Genomic DNA, 19,915 nt, shown 5'->3' on the forward strand with positions numbered 1-19,915 from the left:
GGCCCGAAATCATCGCAATCGATTAGGAGTTGGACATGGCACAGGCGATCGTCGTTCGCGAACTTGGCGGACCGGAAGTTCTGAAGATGGAGGGCGTGACGCTTGCGGCGCCCGGACCCGGCGAAGTGCAGATCCGGCAGGTGGCGATCGGCCTCAATTTCATCGACGTCTATTTTCGCACCGGCCTCTACAAGTCGGCGACCGGCCTCCCCTTCGTTCCGGGCAAGGAAGGCGCCGGAGTAGTGACTGCGGTGGGTGATGGGGTCAGCATGTTTTCGGTCGGCGACCGCGTCGCCTATGCATCCGCTGACGGCGCCTATGCCAGCGAGCGCAACGTAGACGCCTCGCAACTCTTGAAGGTGCCGGACGGAATCAGCCTGGAGACGGCGGCTGCGATGATGCTCAAGGGCATGACAGCGCAATACCTTCTCAACCAGACCTTCAAGGTAGGCCCGGAGACGACCTTGCTCTTTCACGCCGCCGCCGGCGGCGTCGGGCTCATTGCGGGGCAGTGGGCCAAGGCACTTGGTGCGACGGTGATCGGAACAGCCGGATCGCAGGAGAAGATCGATCTTGCTCTTGCCCATGGCTACGACCACGTCATCAACTACCGCACGGACAACTTCGTGGAGCGCGTCAAGGACTTGACCGGCGGGCGCGGCGTCGATGTCGTCTATGATTCCGTTGGGCGCGACACCTATCCGGCCTCGCTCGACTGCCTGAAGCCGCGCGGCCTCTGGGCCAGCTTCGGCAATTCCTCCGGGCCGGTGGATGCTTTCAACATCGGTATCCTGGCGCAGAAGGGCGCGCTCTATGCGACGCGCCCGACGCTCTTCACTTATGTCGCGACCCGGCCGGCCCTGGAGGCATGTGCAAATTCCCTGTTTGATGTTGTGCAAAGCAACAAAGTGCGTATCAATATCAATCAGACCTATCCGCTCGCCGAAGCCGGTCGGGCGCATACGGATCTCGAAACAAGAAAAACAAGTGGAACGACATTGCTGATTCCCTGACAGAAGCCTTACGGCGCCGGCGTCTTATCGGACGAGAAGGTCGCCGTAGTCTTCACGTGGCTGCAGGTTCTTGTCGATTGATCGGGTACGATCAAAGGAACGTGCAGTATGGCGAGCGGGGATCAAAGAGGGGAAGAGGGCAGCGTGCCTGAAAAGGGACAAACCGCGAGCGGCCCGCTGCTGGCCGTTCGCAACCTTACGAAATTGTTCGGCTCGTTCGCGGCCTGCAATGCAATCGATCTGCAGATAGAACCCGGAGAAATCCACGCGCTGCTCGGCGAGAACGGCGCGGGAAAGTCGACGCTGGTGAAGATGCTGTTCGGCGTGCTCGCGCCGAGCGCCGGCGAGGTCATGTGGCAGGGGTCGAATGTTCGCATCGGCAGCCCGAGCGACGCCCGCCGGCTTGGCATAGGCATGGTCTTTCAGCATTTCTCTCTGTTCGAGGCACTGACGGTCGCCGAGAATATCGCCCTTTCGATGGACAGGTCGGTTTCGCTTGCCCGGGTTGCCGAGGAAGCGTCACGGCTGTCGCGCATCTATGGCCTGCCGCTCGATCCGAAGGCGCATGTCGCCGATCTCTCGGTCGGCGAAAGGCAGCGGATCGAAATCGTCCGGGCTCTCCTGCAGAACCCGCAGCTCATCATTCTCGACGAACCGACTTCGGTGCTGACGCCCCAGGAAGCCGACCGCCTTTTCGAGACGCTGCAGAAATTGCGATCGGAGGGGCGTTCCGTCCTTTATATCAGCCATCGTCTCGAGGAAGTGCAGCGCATCTGCGACCGCGCGACGGTGCTGAGACACGGCAAGGTAACCGGCGCCTGCGATCCGCGCGCGGAAACGCCCGCCTCTCTTGCACGCATGATGGTAGGCAGCGACGTTGCCGTTGTGACGCCGGAGGGAACGAGCACCAGAGGCGACGTGCAGTTGGAGGCGCGGCATCTTTCCGTCGCGGCGCGCACGCCCTTTGCGGTCTCCTTGAAAAACATCTGTCTCAAGGTCAGGGCAGGCGAGGTGCTCGCGATCGCCGGTGTGGCCGGAAACGGGCAGAGCGAGCTCTTCGATGCGCTTTCGGGCGAATATCCGGTCGCCGACGACAATGCCATCCAGATCCGCCAGCGGCCGGTGGGGACCAGGAACATCAATGCCCGCCGTCTGATGGGCGCCGGTTTCGTGCCGGAGGAGCGCCATGGGCACGCCGCGGTCTCGGCGCTGTCGCTCTCCGACAATCTCGTGCTCGCGCGCAGCCAATCGGATCGCCGGGCTTTTCTCGGCGGCGGCGCACTGAAGATCATCCGCCACGGCGCCGTCCAGGCGGCGACGAAGCGGATTGCCGAGGCGATGGACGTGCGCAAGAGCGGCGAGGATCCGCCGGCCGGATCACTCTCCGGGGCAATCTGCAGAAGTTTATCGTCGGACGGGAACTCGACCGTCAGCCGGCCGTGCTCGTCGTCAACCAGCCCACTTGGGGCGTCGACGCCGGAGCGGCGAGCCGTATCCGTCAGGCCCTGGTCGATCTCGCAAAAGCGGGATCCGCTGTCCTTGTCATCAGTCAGGACCTCGATGAAATATTCGAAGTGGCGACCGAGATTGCCGTCATAAGCGACGGGCGTCTCTCCGATCCCGATCCGGCCCGTGAACTTTCGCGCGAAAAGATCGGCCTGTTGATGGGCGGCATGTATGGCCGATCGGAAGGCGGGGCGGAAGGTACGGGAGCAGCGCATGCGCATTGAACTCGAAAAGCGCGCGAAGGCCTCGACGCTGTTTTCCATCCTCTCGCCGTTCATCGCTTTTGCGCTGACCATCATCTTCGGCGGCGTGATGTTCGCATTGCTCGGCAAGAATCCGGCGACCGCGCTCTACAGCTTCTTCGTGGAGCCGCTGAGCGAGGTCTGGTCGCTGCACGAACTCGCGATCAAGGCGGCGCCACTGATCCTGATCGGCGTCGGGCTCTCCGTCTGCTTCCGCTCCAACAACTGGAACATCGGCGCAGAAGGGCAGTTCATCATGGGCGCAATCGCCGGCTCGGCCCTCCCGGTACTCTTCTACGATTGGCAGTCGCCGTTGATACTGCCGCTGATGATGCTTCTCGGCATGCTCGGTGGAGCGCTCTTCGCCGCGATACCGGCCTTCCTGAAGGCGCATATGAATACGAACGAGATCTTGACGAGTTCTGATGCTGGTCTATGTGGCCCAGCTCTTTCTCGACTGGCTCGTGCGTGGCCCTTGGCGCAACCCTCAAGGTATGAACTTCCCGGAAACGCGAACGTTCGGCGCGGACGCTGTCCTTCCCGAAATGCTCGCCTCGGGGCGTACGCATTGGGGTTTTGCCTTCGCGATCATCGCGGCGGTGCTGGTGTGGTTCATGATGCGCTATACGTTGAAGGGATTCGAAATCACCGTTCTCGGCCAATCCGAGCGGGCAGGGCGCTTTGCCGGCTTTTCCTCGCGCAGGATGATCTGGTTCTCGATACTGTTTTCCGGCGCGCTGGCGGGGCTCGCCGGCATTTCGGAAGTGAGTGGAGCCATGCAGCAGCTGCGTCCGGTGATCTCGCCCGGTTACGGCTTCACCGCCATCATCGTCGCGTTCCTCGGCCGGCTCAATCCGCTCGGAATCGTGGCCGCCGGTCTCGTCCTGGCGTTGACTTATCTCGGCGGCGAGGCCGCGCAGCTTTCGATCGGCGTATCCGACAAGGTGACGCGCGTCTTCCAGGGGCTGCTGCTGTTCTTCGTGCTGTCGTGCGACGCGCTCATTCACTATCGCATCAGGCTGGTGTGGGATCGCTTCGCAGTGGTCAAGACGGAAGAGGCGCACTGATGGGCATAGTCGAAGCAATCCTCTTAAGCGTCATCACGGCTGCGACGCCACTGGTCCTCGCCGCCTTGGGCGAGCTCGTCGCCGAACGGTCCGGCGTGCTCAACCTCGGCGTCGAAGGCATGCTGATCATGGGAGCTGTCTGCGCCTTCGCGGCGACGCAGCTCAGCGGCTCGCCCTATGTGGGAATTCTTGTCGGCATCGCTGCCGGCGCCGTGTTTTCGCTGCTGTTCGGCTTCCTGACGCTGACGCTCGTTGCCAACCAGGTAGCGACCGGCCTGGCGCTCACGCTCCTCGGGCTCGGCGTTTCCGGAATGGTCGGAGAAAGTTTTCTCGGGATGCAGGGTATCAAGCTGCAGCCGATCGCAATTCCGCTCCTGTCGAAGATACCGGTCGTCGGACCGCTTTTGTTTCGGCAGGACGCCATATTCTATGCGTCGGTCGCGATCGTGGTGGGCGTCCATCTGTTTCTGTTCCGGAGCCGTGCGGGTTTGAAGTTGCGGGCGGTGGGCGACAGCCACGCCTCGGCCCACGCCCTCGGCGTGAACGTCATTCGCACCCGCTACCTGGCCGTTCTGTTCGGCGGCGCCTGCGCCGGACTTGCCGGCGCGCAATTGTCGCTCGTCTACACGCCTCAATGGGTGGAGAACATGTCGGCCGGCCGCGGCTGGATCGCGCTGGCATTGGTGGTTTTTGCCTCCTGGCGGCCCTGGCGCGTGGTCGCCGGAGGATATCTCTTCGGAGCCGTCTCGATAAGCCAGCTTCATGCGCAGGCTTTCGGCATCGGCATTCCGTCGCAGTTCCTCACTGCGCTTCCCTATCTCGCAACGATTGTCGTACTCATTCTCATATCGCATAACCGGCGTATGACCCTGATCAATACGCCGGCATCGCTCGGCAAGCCGTTTGTGCCGGACCGGTGAAGAACAACAGCCAGACGGACATTTCTCAAACCGACAGAGGTCAAAAATGAAAAAACTACTCGTCGCCCTCGCAACCACCGTCGCCGTGCTCGGTATCGCGCCGGCTGCAAGCGCTCAGGAGAAGGCAAAGATCTGCTTCATCTATGTCGGCTCGAAGACAGACGGCGGCTGGACCCAGGCCCACGACATCGGCCGCCAGGAGCTCGAAAAGGAGCTCGGCGACAAGATCGAAACGCAGTTCCTGGAAAACGTGCCGGAAGGTCCGGACGCCGAACGCGCGATCGAGCGCCTGGCGCGTTCCGGCTGTGGCCTGATTTTCACCACGTCCTTCGGGTTCATGGATGCTACGATCAAGATCGCCGGCAAGTTCCCGGATGTGAAGTTCGAGCACGCGACCGGCTACAAGACCGCGCCGAACGTGGCCACCTATAACAGCCGTTTCTACGAAGGCCGTTACATCCAGGGCCAGATCGCCGCGAAAATGTCGGAAAAGGGCGTTGCCGGCTACATCGCCTCCTTCCCGATCCCCGAGGTGGTGATGGGCATCAACGCCTTCGTCGTCGGTGCCCGGGCGGTCAATCCGGACTTCAAGATCAAGGTCGTATGGGCGAACACCTGGTTCGATCCGGGCAAGGAAGCGGACGCCGCCAAGGCGCTCATCGACCAGGGCGTCGATATCATCACTCAGCATACCGACACGACCGCGCCGATGCAGGTCGCAGCCGAGCGCGGTATCAAGGCATTCGGTCAGGCATCCGACATGATTGCCGCCGGCCCGCAGACGCAATTGACTGCGATCGTCGATACCTGGGGCGCCTACTATGTGAAGCGGACCAAGGCCTTCCTCGATGGAACATGGTCGACGACTTCGAGCTGGGACGGCCTGAAGGACGGCATCCTGACCATGGCGCCCTACACCAACATGCCCGATGACGTGAAGGCGATGGCGGAAACGACGGAGGCGAAGATCAAGTCCGGCGAACTGAAGCCGTTTACCGGTCCGCTCAACAAACAGGATGGCAGCCAGTGGCTGAAAGAGGGCGAGACGGCCGACGACGCGACGCTGCTCGGCATGAACTTCTATGTCGAAGGCGTAGACGACAAGCTGCCGCAATAATCGAACGCCCGAACACGGCAATTGCAACCCCGCGCCTCGTGCGCGGGGTTTTCTATGGTCCGACGGCCTGCCTGCAACTCTCCGCAGGCCTTTCAGGAATCGTCTATTCGATCTAGTGTTGATCGTCGCCGGCAAGAATCACGCTGACGATGAGGAGTTTCCCTGGGGAGGAATGGTTGAAGAGCGTGCTTGAGACCGTGATATCCGGCACGCCGAAGCGGACGAGCCATGCACAGGTCGTGGATCAGCTCGGCAAGGCGATCGTTTCGGGCGAGTTCCCGGTCGGCAGCATTCTCCCCGGAGATCCTGAACTGGCGCTCCGTTTCCGCGTCTCGCGGACGGTACTGCGCGAAGCGATGAAGACGCTTGCCGCCAAGGGCATGATCGTTCCGCGCGCCCGGATCGGCACGCGCGTCACGCCCCGAAAGGAATGGAATCTCTTCGACAGCGACATTCTCACCTGGCATTTCGCCTGCGGCGTCAATGAGGACTTTCTCTACCATCTGAGCGAGGTACGGCTTGCCTTCGAGACCCATGCTGCGGCACTGGCGGCAAGAAACGCGTCGGATGCGGAAATCGCGGGGATGATGCGGCTCGCCGTCGCTATGGGCGAGTTCGAATCACACCCCCGAGAGTCTCGCCGTAGCGGACCTCAAGTTCCATCTCTCGGTCATCGAAGCATCCGGCAATCCCTTTCTGCGTACCGTCGGGGGCTTGATCGAGGCAGCCCTTGTCGGCGTCTTCAAGCTCAGTTCGCCGACAGCCGAGAAGGGCGGCATCGACGAGGTTGCGCGCAACCATATCCGCATCGTCGAGGCGATCGGCAAACGCGACGAGGCGGCTGCACGCCTGGCGATGGAGCATGTGATCAAGGTAGGGCGTGCGCGTATCCGTCAGGCGCTAAGCGGCGGCGGTGCAGAAGCCTGACCGAAGGCCGTCAAACACTTTGACAAGACAGCGGCATTCTAGGGCCTGTTGAGATTCGGGCCACCGCCGCGCTTTTTTTGACTTCCTCATTCCTGTGCTCGTCACAGGCATCCAGCCAGACCAAGTCCTTGGGCTGAAGAAGGCTTCCCGCGCCGCAGACGCGGCGCTGCTGGATCCCTGTGACGAGCACAGGGGGCGGAGAGGGTGCGGCCCTCGGCGCGCAGGTCGACCATCCCTCACATTATTCGCAGCGAATGTTGCAATAGGCGCACATCCCCGGTCCTCATTCCTGTGCTTGTCACAGGAATCCAGCCAGACCAAGTCCTTGGGCTGAAAGAACGCTTTCCGCGCCGCAGACGCGGCGCTGCTGGATCCCTGTGACGAGTGTTTAGCTCGGGGAGATAGCTGACACCTGTTCGGATAGATCACTGACGGATTGCTTGGTTGTCAAGTCGATGGCTGCGATGCGGAGGGCAGCGAAGAAGATGCCGTATCGCCCGTCCGTGTCGAGCGGGCGAATGGCGATGCGTTCGCCGCAGAAGGCCTTTGGGACTTTCCACTTGCGGCCTTTGAAGCTGACATAGGCCTTGGTGCTGGGGACGGTGCGGACGACCTCGCCTTCATCGTAGATCACCTCTGGAAGGTGCTCGGGCATGGGGCGCGAACTGGGACGATAGCGACGGGCCGGCACGTCGAGATCGAGCGCGGCATGGGGCCGCTCGAAATTATAGAGTTCACGCCAGGCATCGAAGGCGCGCTGGACGGCAGCCAGATCGGAAAATCGGGCGAAATCGAATATTTCGGCCTTGAGCGTGCGATGGAAGCGCTCATTCTTGCCGCGGCTCTGCGGATGATAGGGCCGGCTATGCAGGAGGCCGACGCCGAGCTTCAACAGCCACACGCCAAGTCTTGTCCAACGCTCGCCCGAGGCCTCGCCCCAGGGCGCGCCATTATCGACGAAAAGGGCGTCCGGCAGGCCGTAGCGCCGGAATGTCCGCTCCAGATGGCCGCGCACGGTCACTCCCTGCTGGTTGGCGCAGGCCGCCAGGCAAGGCACGAAGCGGGAATGGTCGTCCACCATCGTCAGCGGATGGCAGCGCGTGCCATCGCCGAGCCGAACCCAGCCCTTGAAATCCATCTGCCAGAGCTGGTTCGGCGCCTCCTTCTCGAAACGCTGGGTCGCCGGCGCGCCACCGACCGGCGGCATGATCCGCTCATGCCGCTTCAGGATAGCATGAACCGTCGAAGGCGCCGGCGCATGCTGCCCCCGGTCTTCCAGAACGCGCGCGATCTTGCGTGCGCCCCACGCCGGATGCGCATCGCGCACCGCAAGCACCTCTGTCTCCACCGCCGCGCTCGACTGCAACGGGCTCACATGCGGGCGGCGCGAGCGATCAGCCAGCTCCCGGTCACCTGCCTGCCACCGCGCCAGCCATTTATAGCCCACATCGGCACTGATCCCGAACCGCCGGCACAGCTCCCGGCGGTTCGCACCCTCCGCCAGCGCCAGCCGCACAAATTCCTGCCTCTCTCCCATAACCGACACCTCTTTCCACGGCATGGACAACCTCCTCGCGAAGCCGATCCATGCCAGTATGAACGTGTCAGCCATCTCCCCGAACACCTGTCAGTCATGTGTCCGGGCTATACAACGAGCACAGGGATGAGTGGAGGAGAGATTGCAGTCCTCCGATACGTTCCTACAGCGCCGCCCGTCTTATGAGACGCCGCTCGGACTTCCCGCTCTAACTTACGTTCATGCTTTTAGGTCGAGCCGACCTCAGAACATCGCGATCCAGGCTCCGGCGCCCGGCCGTGAAATCCTGCTGGTGGCCTTGCCCGACCATGCGGCTTAGCCTATCTGGGAAGCGGGCAGTCGCGCGGCCGCCTTTTCTTCAACGGTGAACCGGAGACTATGTTCGAGCTTCTTGTCATTTTCATTCTGCTCTTGATCAACGCTTTCTTCGCGTTGTCGGAAATGGCAATCGTCTCGGCAAGCAAGCCGCTGCTTCGTCAGATGGTGAAGCAGGGAAACCGACGCGCGGAGGCCGCGCTCACGCTCGCCGAGGATCCGGGCAAGTTCCTGTCGACGGTGCAGGTCGGCATCACCCTTGTCGGCATCCTCGCGGGCGCCTATGGCGGCGCGACGATCGCGGCAAAGATTGCTCCGTTCCTGAACGACATCGGTTGGATCAGCCCTTACGGCGACACCGTCGCGGTCGCACTCGTCGTCACGCTGATTACATTTCTGTCGGTGGTCATCGGCGAGCTCATCCCCAAGCAGCTGGCGCTGCGAAATCCGGAAGGGCTGGCCATGTTCGTCGCCGGTCCGATGGCGCTGCTTTCCCGTATCGCAGCGCCGGTCGTTCTTATTTTCGAAACGGCGGCCTCTATTGCGATGCGGCTCATGGGCATGAGGCCGGAGGATGCCGATCGCGTCACCGAAGAGGAAGTGCAGGCGATCATGGCGGAAGGCGTCGAAAGCGGCGCCATCGAGAAGAGCGAGCACGAGATGCTGCGGCGAATCATCCGCCTCGGCGATCGGAACGTCAAATCGATCATGACCCACCGCACAGAGGTCGGTTTCATCGACGTTCACGACAGCCTGGAGACGATCGGACAGAAGATCCGGCAATTCGGCCACTCGCGCTACCCGGTGATCGACGGCCCATCGGGTGATGTCATCGGCGCGGTCCTTACCAAGGAAATATTGAATGTTGCGCCGGCCGCGCCCTTCAACATCCGCGATTATGTCCGCGAAATTCTTACCCTGCCGGAGACGGCCTCCTGTCTGAAGGCTCTCGAAGCCTTCAAGTCGTCCAGCATCAATATGGCGATGATTGTCGACGAATACGGGAGCACGGAGGGGATCATCACCACCGCCGACATCCTGGAGGCAATCGTCGGCGTCATCCCGTCGAATTATGATAATTCCGAACACGCTCTCATTCGCCAGCGCGACGACGGCAGCTATATCGTAGACGGACGGACGCCGATCGATGAAATTCATCTCCAGATCGGCATCGATGGAATCGAAGCGGACGGCGATTTCGAAACCATAGCCGGCTTCCTGGTGCAGCAGTTGCGCAAGACTCCGGAGGAGGGCGACACCGCCGAGGCCCACGGCTACCGCTTCGAGGTGATCGACATGGACGGCCGACGCATCGACAAGATCCTCGTCAGCCGGGCCGGTGAAACACTTTCATGACGCGGTTTTCCGCGACATCCCGCGTCTCGACTCATCGGAATCGATCACATTCATGATTTCAGGTCGATCCGACCTAAAATCACCGCGATCCGCTTGGAAGTAGTCGAGGTGAATGCGCGCGGGCGATGCAGATGGCGGCGAAGGCGGAAAATCGTAAGGGACGCGGGAGACGCTGGAGGAGAGCGGCGTGGGGCGCGGCCGCAGCGCTTATGCTGCTGCCCTTGCTCGCAATGCAAGTCACGGAGGAAGTGGCCTGGGATGTCGCCGATTTCGCTGTCTTCGGAGCCATGCTGATCGCCGCAGGCGGCGTCTATGAGGCGTCGGCGAGGTTCTCTGCCGGCAACGCATACCGCGCAGCCATCGGCCTTGCGCTGGCGACAGCATTCCTCCTGGTGTGGGCGAATCTCGCCGTTGGCATCATCGGGACCGAGGATGACCCCGCCAACCTCCTCTATGGCGGGGTGCTGGCGTTCGGCATCATCAGCGCCTTCATTGCGCGCTTTCAGCCGGCCGGAATGGCACGCGCTTTCTTCGCAACCGCGCTCGCGCAGGCGCTGGTCGCCGCGGTCGCGGTAGCCGCAGGGATGGGTTACCCGGCAAGTCCGCCGCTGGAGATCCTTGGCGTCAATGCCTTGTTCGCAATGCTCTGGGTCGCATCGGCCTTGTTGTTTCGGAAAGCGGCGCAGGAAAAACCTCCCGCGGGCAGGGCGCCGTAGCTCAGGCCTCCAGCCTTCTTCGCCGATCTCGAGGGCATTTCAATTAGGTCCAACGCAAGTCAGGCGGGATCTCTGAGCCTGAAAACCCTGCATGCCTCTCCGCTTGCGGCTTCGGGAGCACCCGGTCGCCGCACGATCAACCCGTCGGACTGCGCGAAAACGCTGACCATGGACGAATCCTGCCGCGGGAAGGGATGCGCCACGAGCGAACCGTCCGCCTCGAGCGTGAGGCGGGCACGTATATAATCCTGGCGCCGGTCATTGGCCGGCAGCGCTGCGGCAAGCCGTGCATCCACCAGTCTCGAACGGGGCGGCAGATGCGAAAGCTTGCGCGTCAAAGGCTCGAGGAAGAGCAGGGCGCAGACGAGGCTCGAAACGGGGTTTCCGGGAAGGCCGAGCACCGTGACGCCGTCGAGATCGCCGACCATCAGCGGTTTTCCCGGTCGCATGGCGATGCGCCAAAAGTCCAGCGTCATGCCACAGCCGAGAAGCGTCGACTGGACGAGATCGTGATCGCCGACCGAGGCTCCTCCGAGTGTTACCAGCACGTCCACCTGGGCTGCCTGTGCCTTGGCGACGGCGCTGGCGATCGCCGTCCGATCGTCGCCGACAATGCCGAGATCAAGAACTTCGGCCCCATTTTCGCGGGCAACCGCAGCGATCCCGAAACTGTTGGAAGCGATGATCTGGTCGGGGCCGAGGGTACTTCCCGGCGGCAACAATTCGTCGCCCGTGGCGATGATTGCAACCTTGGTTCGCGAGAAAACCGGCAGGTCCTGATGATTCATGCCGGCCGCGAGCGTCAGGCGGCCGGCATCGAGCGCGCTTCCGGCGGAAAGCGCGACGTCACCTGCCAGGAAATCCTGGCCCGCCAAACGGATGTGGCGGCCCTTTGCCGGCGCAAACAGGGTGCGGATGCGGCCGTCCGGCAGTTTTTCCGTGTCTTCCTGGATGATGACGGTATCGGCGCCTGCAGGTACCGGCGCGCCGGTAAAGATGCGTACGGCCTCCCCGCCTTTCACTTCGCCGCGAAAACGGTGTCCTGCGGCCGACTGGCCGATAACGGAGAGCTCCGCTCCGACTTCGGCGATATCCTCGTGGCGGACTGCATAACCATCCATCGCGGAATTGTCGAAAGGGGGTGAGTCAGCTTGGCCGCTACGTTCTCGGAGAGCACCCTTCCGAGGCATTCCTGCAGCGAAACGCGCTCCGTCCGTTGCAGCGGATTGGCCCTGGCCAAAATCCTCTGAAGTGCTTCCTCGACCGAAAGAAGCGACATCAGCGCATCTCTCCCCCGCGGTGATAATCGCCGGAACGCCCGCCCGACTTGCTGACCAGCCGCACGCCGGAGATTTCCATTTCCCGGTCAGCGGCCTTGGCCATGTCGTATATCGTCAGGCAGGCTACGCTGACGGCGGTCAACGCCTCCATTTCGACACCCGTCCGTCCGGTCAGCTTCGCCATCGCTTCGACACGCAACCCGGGAAGGGCGTCATCCGGCATAATATCGACGGACACTTTCGTCAGCATCAAGGGATGGCAGAGCGGAATGAGGCTGGATGTCTGCTTGGCGGCCATGATGCCCGCCAGCCGGGCGGTCGCGATCACGTCGCCCTTCTTGGCATTTCCTTCGCGAATGAGTGTCAGCGTCTCCGGCTTCATCCTGACGAAGCCCTCCGCGACAGCGATGCGGACCGTCTCGGCCTTGTCGCCGACATCGACCATGCGGGCTTCGCCGGCGCTGTCTATATGGGTGAGGGTCGGCCCGCTCATCACTCTGCCGCCAGGATATTTGCCGAGCCGGTCAGCAGCGCGCGCGTCGCCGCCTCCACGTCGTCCTTCCTCATCAGGCTTTCACCGACCAGGAAGGTCGTAATCCCGCTCTTCTCGAGGCGCCGGCAGTCTTCGTGGGTGAAAACGCCGCTTTCGCCGACCAGGAGACGGTCTGAGGAAACCATTGCCGCGAGCCGTTCGGAGACGGCGAGGTCGACCTCGAACGTCCTGAGATTACGGTTGTTGATCCCGATGAGCGGCGATGACAGGCGAAGTGCTCGCTCCATCTCCTCCGCGTCGTGTACTTCGACGAGGACATCCATGCCGAGTGTAAACGCGGCTTCTTCCAGCCGGCGCGCATCATCGTCGCCAAGCGAAGCCATGATCAGCAGTATGCAATCGGCGCCCCAGGCGCGCGCTTCGAAAACCTGATAGGTGTCGAACATGAAGTCCTTGCGCAGAGCCGGGAGCGGGCAGGCCTCGCGTGCCTTCGTCAGGAACTCCGGCGCACCCTGGAAGCTCGGCGCGTCGGTCAGGACGGAGAGGCAGGCAGCGCCGCCCGCGGCATAGGCCTTCGCCAGTTCCGGAGGGTCGAAATCGGGCCGGATCAAACCCTTCGAGGGGCTCGCCTTCTTGATTTCGGCGATCAGCCCGAACTGGCCTTTTTCCCGCCGGGCCACAAGCGCGGCGTGGAAACCGCGCGGCGCCGACTGATCGGCGGCCCGCGCCTTCAACTCTTCGAGCGGAACGCGCGCTTTCGCAGCGGCGATCTCCTCTCGCTTATAGGCTTCGATGCGGCGCAGGATGTCCGTCATGTCTTCTCCTCAAGCCGCGTTCGAGACGGTGATCAACCGCTGCAAGGCGACCTTGGCACCGCCGCTCGAAAGCGATTGCCGGGCCAGCGCCATGCCTTCGGACAGGTCCCTGGCGCGCCCTGCTATCATCAACGACGCGGCGGCATTCGCAAGGGAAATGTCCCGGTAGGCATTTTCCGCGCCGTCGAGAACGGCCTGCAACGCAGCGGCATTGTGGGCTCCGTCTCCGCCCTTCAAGGCATCGAGCGACACGCGTTCGAGGCCGAAATCGGCCGGCGTCAGCTCGAAGTTGGTGATCGTGCCGTCCTTGAGCGCCGCCACTTTGGTCACGCCGGTGGTCGTGATCTCGTCGAGCCCTTCGCCATGCACGACCCAGACGCTTTGCGAACCGAGATCGCGGAGCACTTCCGCGAGCGGGTCGACCCATTGCGGCGCATAGACGCCGACGAGCTGCTGTCTGACGCCGGCGGGATTGGCGAGGGGGCCGAGCAGGTTGAAGATGGTCCTCGTTCCAAGTTCCACCCGCGTCGGTCCGACGTGGCGCATGGCCGAATGGTGCTGCTGGGCGAACATGAAGCCGAGACCGGCCTCGGCAATGCAGCGCGAGATCGCCGCAGGTCCGATCTCGAGATTGACCCCAAGGCAGGAGAGCGCATCGGCCGTTCCGGACTTCGAACTGAGCGCGCGGTTGCCATGCTTGGCGACCGGTACACCGGCACCCGCGACGATCAGCGCGGCGAGTGTGGAAATGTTGTAGGTACCGGCACCGTCGCCGCCCGTGCCGACGATGTCGATCGCTCCGTCAGGCGCGTCCACGGGCAACATGCGTGCGCGCATCGCGCCGACCGCGCCCACGATCTCGTCGACCGTTTCGCCGCGCACCCGGAGCGCCATCAGAAAACCGCCGATCTGCGATGGGGTGGCGGCTCCGGACATGATGATCTCGAAGGCCGCGCGCGCATCCTCGCGACTCAGTGCCTCGCGCCCTGCGACCTTCGCGACGAACGGTTTCAAATCACTCATGGGTTCGCTTCTCCGTCGTCACCGTTGCGCCAGGGCCGTTTCGGCAAGCGACTGGTTGATCGAAACGCCGTAGGCGGTTTGCAAGGTGGAGACCATCTGATCCAGGATGTCGTCACCGCTCGCGCGCGCAATCGCTTCGATCTGGCTGCTGTCGTTGTCGAGGGCGTCGGCGGGCGCTTTCTCTTCGACCGCCGTAACCTGCATGAGCACCTGGCCATCGCCGCCGATCCCCGGGGCATTGGCGACATGGCCGTTCGGGCCGCCGAAGGCCGCGATCACCGCGGCAGGGCTGAGGCTCGCATCGTTGGTCGCGCGGGTCAGCCCGGTCTTGGTCTCGACGACAAGGCCGAGTTCGCTTGCGATATCGGCGAGCTTGGCGCCCTTCTCGATACGTTCCTTGAGTTCCTTCGCCTTGGCGGCCAGTGCCGCGCGCTGCTGCTCCGCAGTCCAGTCGGCGGCCACTTCGTCGCGAACTTCGTCAAGCGTCCGGTCCCGGGCCGGAATGATTTCCTCGACATCGAACCATGCGGAGCCGTCGCGCCCGATATTGACGGCAAGGGTATCCGTTCCGACGTCAGCCTTGAAGACTTCCTGGAGAAGGGCGCGCGGTTCCGGAAGGTCCTTAACTTCGTCGCCGTTTTGATCCTTGCCGGAAGCGTCGACCGCGTCGACGGTGACGAGCTTGAGCTTCAGCTGTTCGGCGATCTCCTTGACGGTCACGCCGCCGGCGCGTTCATCTTCGATCTTGTCATGAAGGCCGACGAGCTGCTCGCGGGCGGCGTCGAGGGCGATTTCCTTGCGCAGTTCTTCCTTGACTTCGTCAAAGCTGCGAACCGCATCGGGCCGGATGTTGGTTACGCGCAGGATGACCGGGCCGAATGCACCTTCGACGACGGGCGTGGTGCCGCCATCCTGGGCAACGGCAAAGGCTGCGTCGGCAATCTTTGCGTCGGGCATGCGATCCTTGGTGAAGTCGCCGAGGAGTACATCTGCCGACGTCTTGCCCTCGGCCTTGACCAGATCGTCGAAGGACGTGCCGGCGGCAAGCTTGGCGGCCGCGGCGTCGGCGGCCTCGCGCGACGGGAAGGTGAGCTGCTCGACCGTCCTCGTTGCCGGCGTGCGGTAGCTCTCCTTGCGCTTCTCATAATCGGCGCGAAGCTCTTCCTCCGTTACCGCGTCGGGTGCGGCCAGGTCCTCGGGCTCCAGCTTGATGTAGCTGATCTTGCGGTATTCCGGAGCGCGATAGTTCGCCTTGCGGCTTTCGAACCAGGGCGCGAGCACCTCGTCGCCCGGCGTTTTGACCGCATCGATATTTGCGTTGGAAAGCAGCAGATAGTCGATCGTGCGCGTCTCGTGGCGGTATTTGCCAATGGCTTCGACGAGTACCTTGGGCGCCGTGTAACCATCCGTGAGCGCATCGACGATCTGCGATCGAACCGCGACCTGGCTGCGGTTGTTGATGTAATCCTGCTCGGTCAGCCCGGCATTGCGCAGCACGCTCGAAAATGTCAGCCGGTCGAACTGCCCGTTGACGCCATGGAAGGCCGGGTCTTCGCCGATCAGCCGCGCAAGCCTGTCTTCCGAAAGACCGAGATTCATGTCGGTAGCGAGCTGGTCGAGGGCGGCACCGGCGACGAGCTGGGCGTAGACCTGGTTCTCGACGCCAAAGGCTTGTGCCTGCTGGCGCGACAAAGGCGTACCGAGCTGGCGCGAGAGCAGGGCGATCTGCCGTTCGTAAGCCAGGCGAAAGTCGCTCGCCGATACCTTGATGTCGCCGACGGTAACGACCGCATTGGGAGTGCTTGGCACCATCAACGTCTGACCACCCCACACCATGAATGAGAGGATGAGAAGGGCCAGCAGGCCTTTGACGACCCGGGTCTGGGCAGCGTTTCTCAGGGAGTCGAGCATGGGGGCAGAAAACCTCGTTGGGATGCGTCGGCATTACGCCGAATGAATTCGTTCCTTAGAACAAACCAGAGAGGAATTGAAGGCCGGTTCGTCGCAAATTGCCGCCGGCGGAGTTGAACTTGCCACCCTATCGCCATGACAGCGCGCATCAGGGCTGCCGGGGCATTCAAGAGCAAAGGCTGCAAAAGGCGCTAACGACGAAGGCAATGTCGGAATTTGTTAGCCGGCAACTTAAAGCGAGCTGCAAATTAGGCGTTGGAAGCGCGCCCCGCTGTGGCAAACTGCTGGGAATCGTTTTTCGATACTCGACCGGGACTTTCGATCCGTCGGCCATTACGGGAAATCACCTCCATGCAGTCCACGATCGTGATGGTCAATCTCTTTGGTGCAGTTGCGCTGCTGCTCTTCGGCCTGTCGCTGGTCAAGGACGGGGTGACGCGTGCCTTCGGGGTGCGCCTGCGCGCAGGTCTTGCGCGCGGAACGAACGGCCCCTTCCGGGCTTTTGCGACGGGGCTCGTCGCAACGCTCGGGCTCCAGAGTTCGACGGCCACGGCACTGATGACGGCCTCTTTCGTCGAGAAGGGGCTCATCCGTTCGCAGATGGCGCAGATCGTGCTGCTGGGCGCCAATGTCGGCACCGCGATGACGGCCTGGATTGTCGCACTCGGCATCGGATGGCTTTCGCCGCTGCTCATCCTCGCAGGCGTGGCCACACACCGCCTGAGTCGGTCGAGCGCGCGCCAGGGCGCCGGCTACGCGCTCGTGGGCATCGGTCTGATGCTTCTGTCGCTCGAACTGCTCGGCACGGCGACCGAGCCGATGCGCCAATCCCAGGCTCTGGGAGCGTTTCTCGGCATGCTCGACAACGCCTTGCCCGTGGCGATGATCATTGCGGCCGGTCTTGCCTTTGCGTCATCGTCCAGCCTCGCCGTCGTCATGCTGGTGCTGTCGCTTTCATCCGCCGGCGTGCTTTCTCCCGTATTGACGGTCGCTCTGGTGCTCGGTGCCAATCTCGGTGGCGCGATCCCGCCGGTCATCACCACGCTCGGCTCGCCGCCGGCCGCCCGCCGGGTCACGCTGGGCAACCTCGTGGTGCGCGGCATCGGCTGTCTCATCGCCCTTCCGGCGGTTGGCGCCAGCGCCGACTTCCTGCAGAGCCTGCCGTTGCCGCGGCAGAACCTGCCCGTCGACGTTCACCTGCTGTTCAATCTGGTGCTGGCGATGGTTGCCTGGCCCTTCGCGGGGTTGCTCGCCCGCACCATGAACCGGTTCTTCCCCGACGACGAAGCGGCCGAAACCGGGCCGCGCTACCTCGATGAGGCGGCGCTCGATACGCCGGTGATGGCTCTTTCCGGCGCTACGCGAGAGGTCCTGAGGGTGGGCGACCTGATCGAGGTCATGCTGATGCGGGCCTCCGAGGCGTTCAGCAAGAATGATGTCAACGAATTGGGCGATATCGAGAATATCGAGCGGCAGGTCGACCTCCTGCAGCAGGAAGTGAAAATCTTTCTGTCCCGGCTTGGCCGCGATGGCTTGAACGAGGAGGACGGGCGCCGTTCGATCGTGATCATCGACTATGCCATCAATCTCGAGCACATGGGCGACATCATCGAAAAGGGTCTCTGTGAACAGATCGCCAAGAAGGTGAGGGGCGGCTTGCGGTTCTCGGAGGATGGCTATCAGGAGCTGAAGGGCCTTTTTAACCTCACCATCGACAATCTGCGCATCGCGCAGACCATCTTCGTCACCCGCAATGCCGACCTGGCGCGTCATCTCATCGAGGTCAAGGTCGACGTGCGGCATATGGAGAAACGCTCCGCAGAGCGCCACCTGGAGCGGTTGCGTGATGGCCTTCTGGAAAGCCTGCAAACCAGTTCGCTGCACCTCGACATGCTGCGGGACCTGAAGCGCATCAACGCGCACATCGCCTCCGTCGCCTATCCCATTCTGGAGGAGAGCGGCCTGCTCACCGAAAGCCGCCTGCGGCCGCCGGGCTGATATCATACGGTTTGAACCGGATTAACGCGACGTGATTGTGCGAATTATGGTTCTCGCAATATGTTGCTGATAGGAACGCGCAAAAAGCGCGCGGGCAGGCGCGAGACGCCGCGTCGGAAAAATGTCCCGAGAGGGTATCAAGGAGATCAGAGTATGGAACGGACTTGCCTGGCGATCATCCTGGCGGCTGGCGAGAGCACGCGGATGAAATCGGCCATGTCGAAGGTGCTGCATCCGGTTGCCGGGCGACCGATGATCGCCCACGTCGTCGACGCCCTGGCGAGTGCATCGATCTCCGATGTGGCGCTGGTCGTCGGGCGCGATGCGGATGCCGTATCTGCAGCGGCGGCTACCGGCGAAGTGGCCGTCACGTCCTTTCTTCAGAAAGAGCGACTTGGGACCGCCCATGCCGTGCTTGCTGCCCGAGATGCGATCGCGAGAGGCTATGACGACGTTCTCGTTGTTTTCGGAGACACGCCGCTTATCACCGCCGCACCCTTGAAGGCTGCCCGCGACGGGCTTGCGGCCGGAGATGACGTCGTGGTGATTGGCTTCCAGGCGGCGGACCCGACCGGATACGGGCGTCTCATCGTGAAGGATGGAGCGCTGGTCGCCATCCGAGAACACCGGGACGCCTCCGACGAGGAGCGCCGCATCACCTATTGCAATGGCGGGCTGATGGCGATCGACGGCCGTAAGGCCCTCGATCTCCTGGACCGGATCGGCAACGCCAATGCAAAAGGTGAATACTACCTGACCGATCTTGTCGAGATCGTGCGGTCCCTCGGTGGCCGTGCAATCGCTGTCGAAGCGCCCGAAGAAGAACTCACCGGCTGCAACACCCGCGCCGAGCTTGCTTATATCGAGCGCCTCTGGCAGCAGCGCCGTCGTCACGAACTGATGCTGGCGGGCGTGTCGATGACCGCACCCGAGACCGTCTTCCTCTCATGGGACACCACACTTGCCCAGGACGTTCTCCTCGAGCCGAACGTCGTCTTCGGGCCCGGCGTGCGCGTGGAAAGCGGTGCGGTCATCCACGCCTTCTCCCATCTGGAAGGCGCTCACGTCCGTGCCGGCGCTACGGTCGGACCTTTCGCGCGCCTGCGCCCGGGTGCCGACCTCGGAGCGAAGTCGAAGGTCGGCAATTTCTGCGAGGTGAAGAACGCGGAGATCGGTGCCGGAGCCAAGGTCAATCACCTCACCTATATCGGCGACGCCTTCGTCGGCGCCGGATCCAATATCGGCGCCGGAACGATTACCTGCAATTACGATGGCGTGAACAAGCATGTCACCCGCATCGGCGCGAACGCCTTCATAGGCTCCAATTCGTCGCTCGTTGCGCCGGTTTCGATCGGCGACGGGGCGCTCGTGGCGTCCGGAAGCGTGATCACGGAAGACGTGCCGGAGGATGCGGTCGCTTTCGGCCGTGCGCGCCAGGACATCAAGCCCGGCAGGGCGCCCGTATTGCGCGAGCGCTACGAGGCGGAAAAGGCAGCCAGGAAGCGGGCAAAGGCCGCGGAGTAGACGCATTAAATATTGAAACTGAAAGTGAAATCAAAACGGATTGCGTCGCGACGCAATTTCGCTACCAAGGCTTTCAACGGGCACCTGCGGCGCCGCGCGTTTGTCAGACGCGCAATGGTCGCTGCGGCATTTTAGAGCTGCTGCATATTCCTGTC

At 62.8% G+C, this 19,915-nt stretch carries 12 protein-coding genes and 4 pseudogenes; 10 read left to right on the top strand and 6 right to left on the bottom strand.

Features of this window, described 5'->3' with window-relative positions; all coding sequences use genetic code 11:
* The first annotated feature begins 35 nt into the window (after positions 1-35).
* The 6 genes and pseudogenes from N0Q91_RS09225 to N0Q91_RS09250 all read left to right on the top strand — a co-directional run bounded on the left by N0Q91_RS09225 (position 36) and on the right by N0Q91_RS09250 (position 6,792).
* The gene (locus N0Q91_RS09225) at positions 36-1,013 is read left to right on the top strand and encodes a quinone oxidoreductase family protein (protein ID WP_100673212.1); all 978 of its coding nucleotides are present in this window, start codon (positions 36-38) and stop codon (positions 1,011-1,013) included.
* Between the two features lie 108 nt (positions 1,014-1,121).
* Positions 1,122-2,743 (top strand): annotated as a pseudogene (locus N0Q91_RS09230) (ABC transporter ATP-binding protein).
* A pseudogene (locus N0Q91_RS09235) lies at positions 2,733-3,828 on the top strand (ABC transporter permease). Before N0Q91_RS09230 ends, N0Q91_RS09235 begins: the two co-directional pseudogenes overlap by 11 nt.
* Entirely contained in the window at positions 3,828-4,748 is a 921-nt protein-coding gene (locus N0Q91_RS09240; protein ID WP_275597917.1) for an ABC transporter permease, read from the top strand. Before N0Q91_RS09235 ends, N0Q91_RS09240 begins: the two are co-directional and overlap by 1 nt.
* Before the next feature lie 46 nt (positions 4,749-4,794).
* The gene (locus N0Q91_RS09245; protein WP_275597918.1) at positions 4,795-5,865 is read left to right on the top strand and encodes a BMP family ABC transporter substrate-binding protein; all 1,071 of its coding nucleotides are present in this window, start codon (positions 4,795-4,797) and stop codon (positions 5,863-5,865) included.
* Between the two features lie 176 nt (positions 5,866-6,041).
* A pseudogene (locus tag N0Q91_RS09250) lies at positions 6,042-6,792 on the top strand (FadR/GntR family transcriptional regulator).
* Positions 6,793-7,180: 388 nt separating this feature from the next.
* Here N0Q91_RS09250 and N0Q91_RS09255 read toward each other — a convergent pair.
* Positions 7,181-8,353 (bottom strand): IS481 family transposase, encoded by a 1,173-nt coding sequence (locus N0Q91_RS09255; RefSeq protein ID WP_275597588.1) that lies wholly within the window; start codon positions 8,351-8,353, stop codon positions 7,181-7,183.
* 354 nt (positions 8,354-8,707) lie between these two features.
* On the opposite strand from N0Q91_RS09255, the gene N0Q91_RS09260 reads away from it, so the two are divergent.
* Positions 8,708-10,000 carry a hemolysin family protein gene (locus N0Q91_RS09260; RefSeq protein WP_275597919.1) on the top strand — a complete coding sequence of 431 codons (1,293 nt, stop codon included), beginning with the start codon at positions 8,708-8,710 and terminating at the stop codon, positions 9,998-10,000.
* A 125-nt stretch (positions 10,001-10,125) separates the two neighbouring features.
* Positions 10,126-10,716, top strand: coding sequence for a hypothetical protein (locus N0Q91_RS09265; RefSeq protein WP_275597920.1), 591 nt, complete (start codon positions 10,126-10,128; stop codon positions 10,714-10,716).
* 59 nt (positions 10,717-10,775) lie between these two features.
* Here the strand turns inward: N0Q91_RS09265 and N0Q91_RS09270 are convergent.
* The 5 genes and pseudogenes from N0Q91_RS09270 to N0Q91_RS09290 form a co-directional block, all read right to left on the bottom strand.
* Positions 10,776-11,995, bottom strand: a pseudogene (locus N0Q91_RS09270) (molybdopterin molybdotransferase MoeA).
* Positions 11,995-12,489, bottom strand: a complete 495-nt coding sequence (gene moaC, locus N0Q91_RS09275) for a cyclic pyranopterin monophosphate synthase MoaC (RefSeq protein ID WP_275597921.1) — start codon at positions 12,487-12,489, stop codon at positions 11,995-11,997. The pseudogene N0Q91_RS09270 and the gene moaC overlap by 1 nt, the downstream one beginning before the upstream one ends.
* Positions 12,489-13,304, bottom strand: a complete 816-nt coding sequence (gene trpC, locus N0Q91_RS09280) for an indole-3-glycerol phosphate synthase TrpC (protein WP_275597922.1) — start codon at positions 13,302-13,304, stop codon at positions 12,489-12,491. Before trpC ends, moaC begins: the two co-directional genes overlap by 1 nt.
* 9 nt (positions 13,305-13,313) lie before the next feature.
* Complete coding sequence (trpD, locus tag N0Q91_RS09285) at positions 13,314-14,327, bottom strand: anthranilate phosphoribosyltransferase (RefSeq protein ID WP_275597923.1); 1,014 nt, start codon at positions 14,325-14,327, stop codon at positions 13,314-13,316.
* Between the two features lie 18 nt (positions 14,328-14,345).
* Positions 14,346-16,238, bottom strand: a complete 1,893-nt coding sequence (locus N0Q91_RS09290; protein ID WP_275597924.1) for a peptidylprolyl isomerase — start codon at positions 16,236-16,238, stop codon at positions 14,346-14,348.
* Positions 16,239-16,589: 351 nt separating this feature from the next.
* Between N0Q91_RS09290 and N0Q91_RS09295 the strand changes: the two genes are divergently transcribed.
* Complete coding sequence (locus tag N0Q91_RS09295) at positions 16,590-18,236, top strand: Na/Pi cotransporter family protein (protein WP_275597925.1); 1,647 nt, start codon at positions 16,590-16,592, stop codon at positions 18,234-18,236.
* 153 nt (positions 18,237-18,389) lie between these two features.
* Positions 18,390-19,760, top strand: coding sequence for a bifunctional UDP-N-acetylglucosamine diphosphorylase/glucosamine-1-phosphate N-acetyltransferase GlmU (glmU, locus tag N0Q91_RS09300; protein WP_275597926.1), 1,371 nt, complete (start codon positions 18,390-18,392; stop codon positions 19,758-19,760).
* The last annotated feature ends 155 nt before the right edge of the window (positions 19,761-19,915 follow it).

Source organism: Sinorhizobium prairiense, from assembly GCF_029201645.2.
Classification (GTDB): domain Bacteria; phylum Pseudomonadota; class Alphaproteobacteria; order Rhizobiales; family Rhizobiaceae; genus Sinorhizobium; species Sinorhizobium meliloti_A.

Bases quoted from the DNA above. Each gene is read 5' to 3' on its own strand.
- N0Q91_RS09225 (WP_100673212.1), top strand. From the start codon at position 36: ATGGCACAGGCGATCGTCGTTCGCGAACTTGGCGGACCGGAAGTTCTG.
- N0Q91_RS09240 (WP_275597917.1), top strand. From the start codon at position 3,828: ATGGGCATAGTCGAAGCAATCCTCTTAAGCGTCATCACGGCTGCGACG.
- N0Q91_RS09245 (WP_275597918.1), top strand. From the start codon at position 4,795: ATGAAAAAACTACTCGTCGCCCTCGCAACCACCGTCGCCGTGCTCGGT.
- N0Q91_RS09255 (WP_275597588.1), bottom strand. From the start codon at position 8,353: ATGCCGTGGAAAGAGGTGTCGGTTATGGGAGAGAGGCAGGAATTTGTG.
- N0Q91_RS09260 (WP_275597919.1), top strand. From the start codon at position 8,708: ATGTTCGAGCTTCTTGTCATTTTCATTCTGCTCTTGATCAACGCTTTC.
- N0Q91_RS09265 (WP_275597920.1), top strand. From the start codon at position 10,126: ATGCAGATGGCGGCGAAGGCGGAAAATCGTAAGGGACGCGGGAGACGC.
- moaC (WP_275597921.1), bottom strand. From the start codon at position 12,489: ATGAGCGGGCCGACCCTCACCCATATAGACAGCGCCGGCGAAGCCCGC.
- trpC (WP_275597922.1), bottom strand. From the start codon at position 13,304: ATGACGGACATCCTGCGCCGCATCGAAGCCTATAAGCGAGAGGAGATC.
- trpD (WP_275597923.1), bottom strand. From the start codon at position 14,327: ATGAGTGATTTGAAACCGTTCGTCGCGAAGGTCGCAGGGCGCGAGGCA.
- N0Q91_RS09290 (WP_275597924.1), bottom strand. From the start codon at position 16,238: ATGCTCGACTCCCTGAGAAACGCTGCCCAGACCCGGGTCGTCAAAGGC.
- N0Q91_RS09295 (WP_275597925.1), top strand. From the start codon at position 16,590: ATGCAGTCCACGATCGTGATGGTCAATCTCTTTGGTGCAGTTGCGCTG.
- glmU (WP_275597926.1), top strand. From the start codon at position 18,390: ATGGAACGGACTTGCCTGGCGATCATCCTGGCGGCTGGCGAGAGCACG.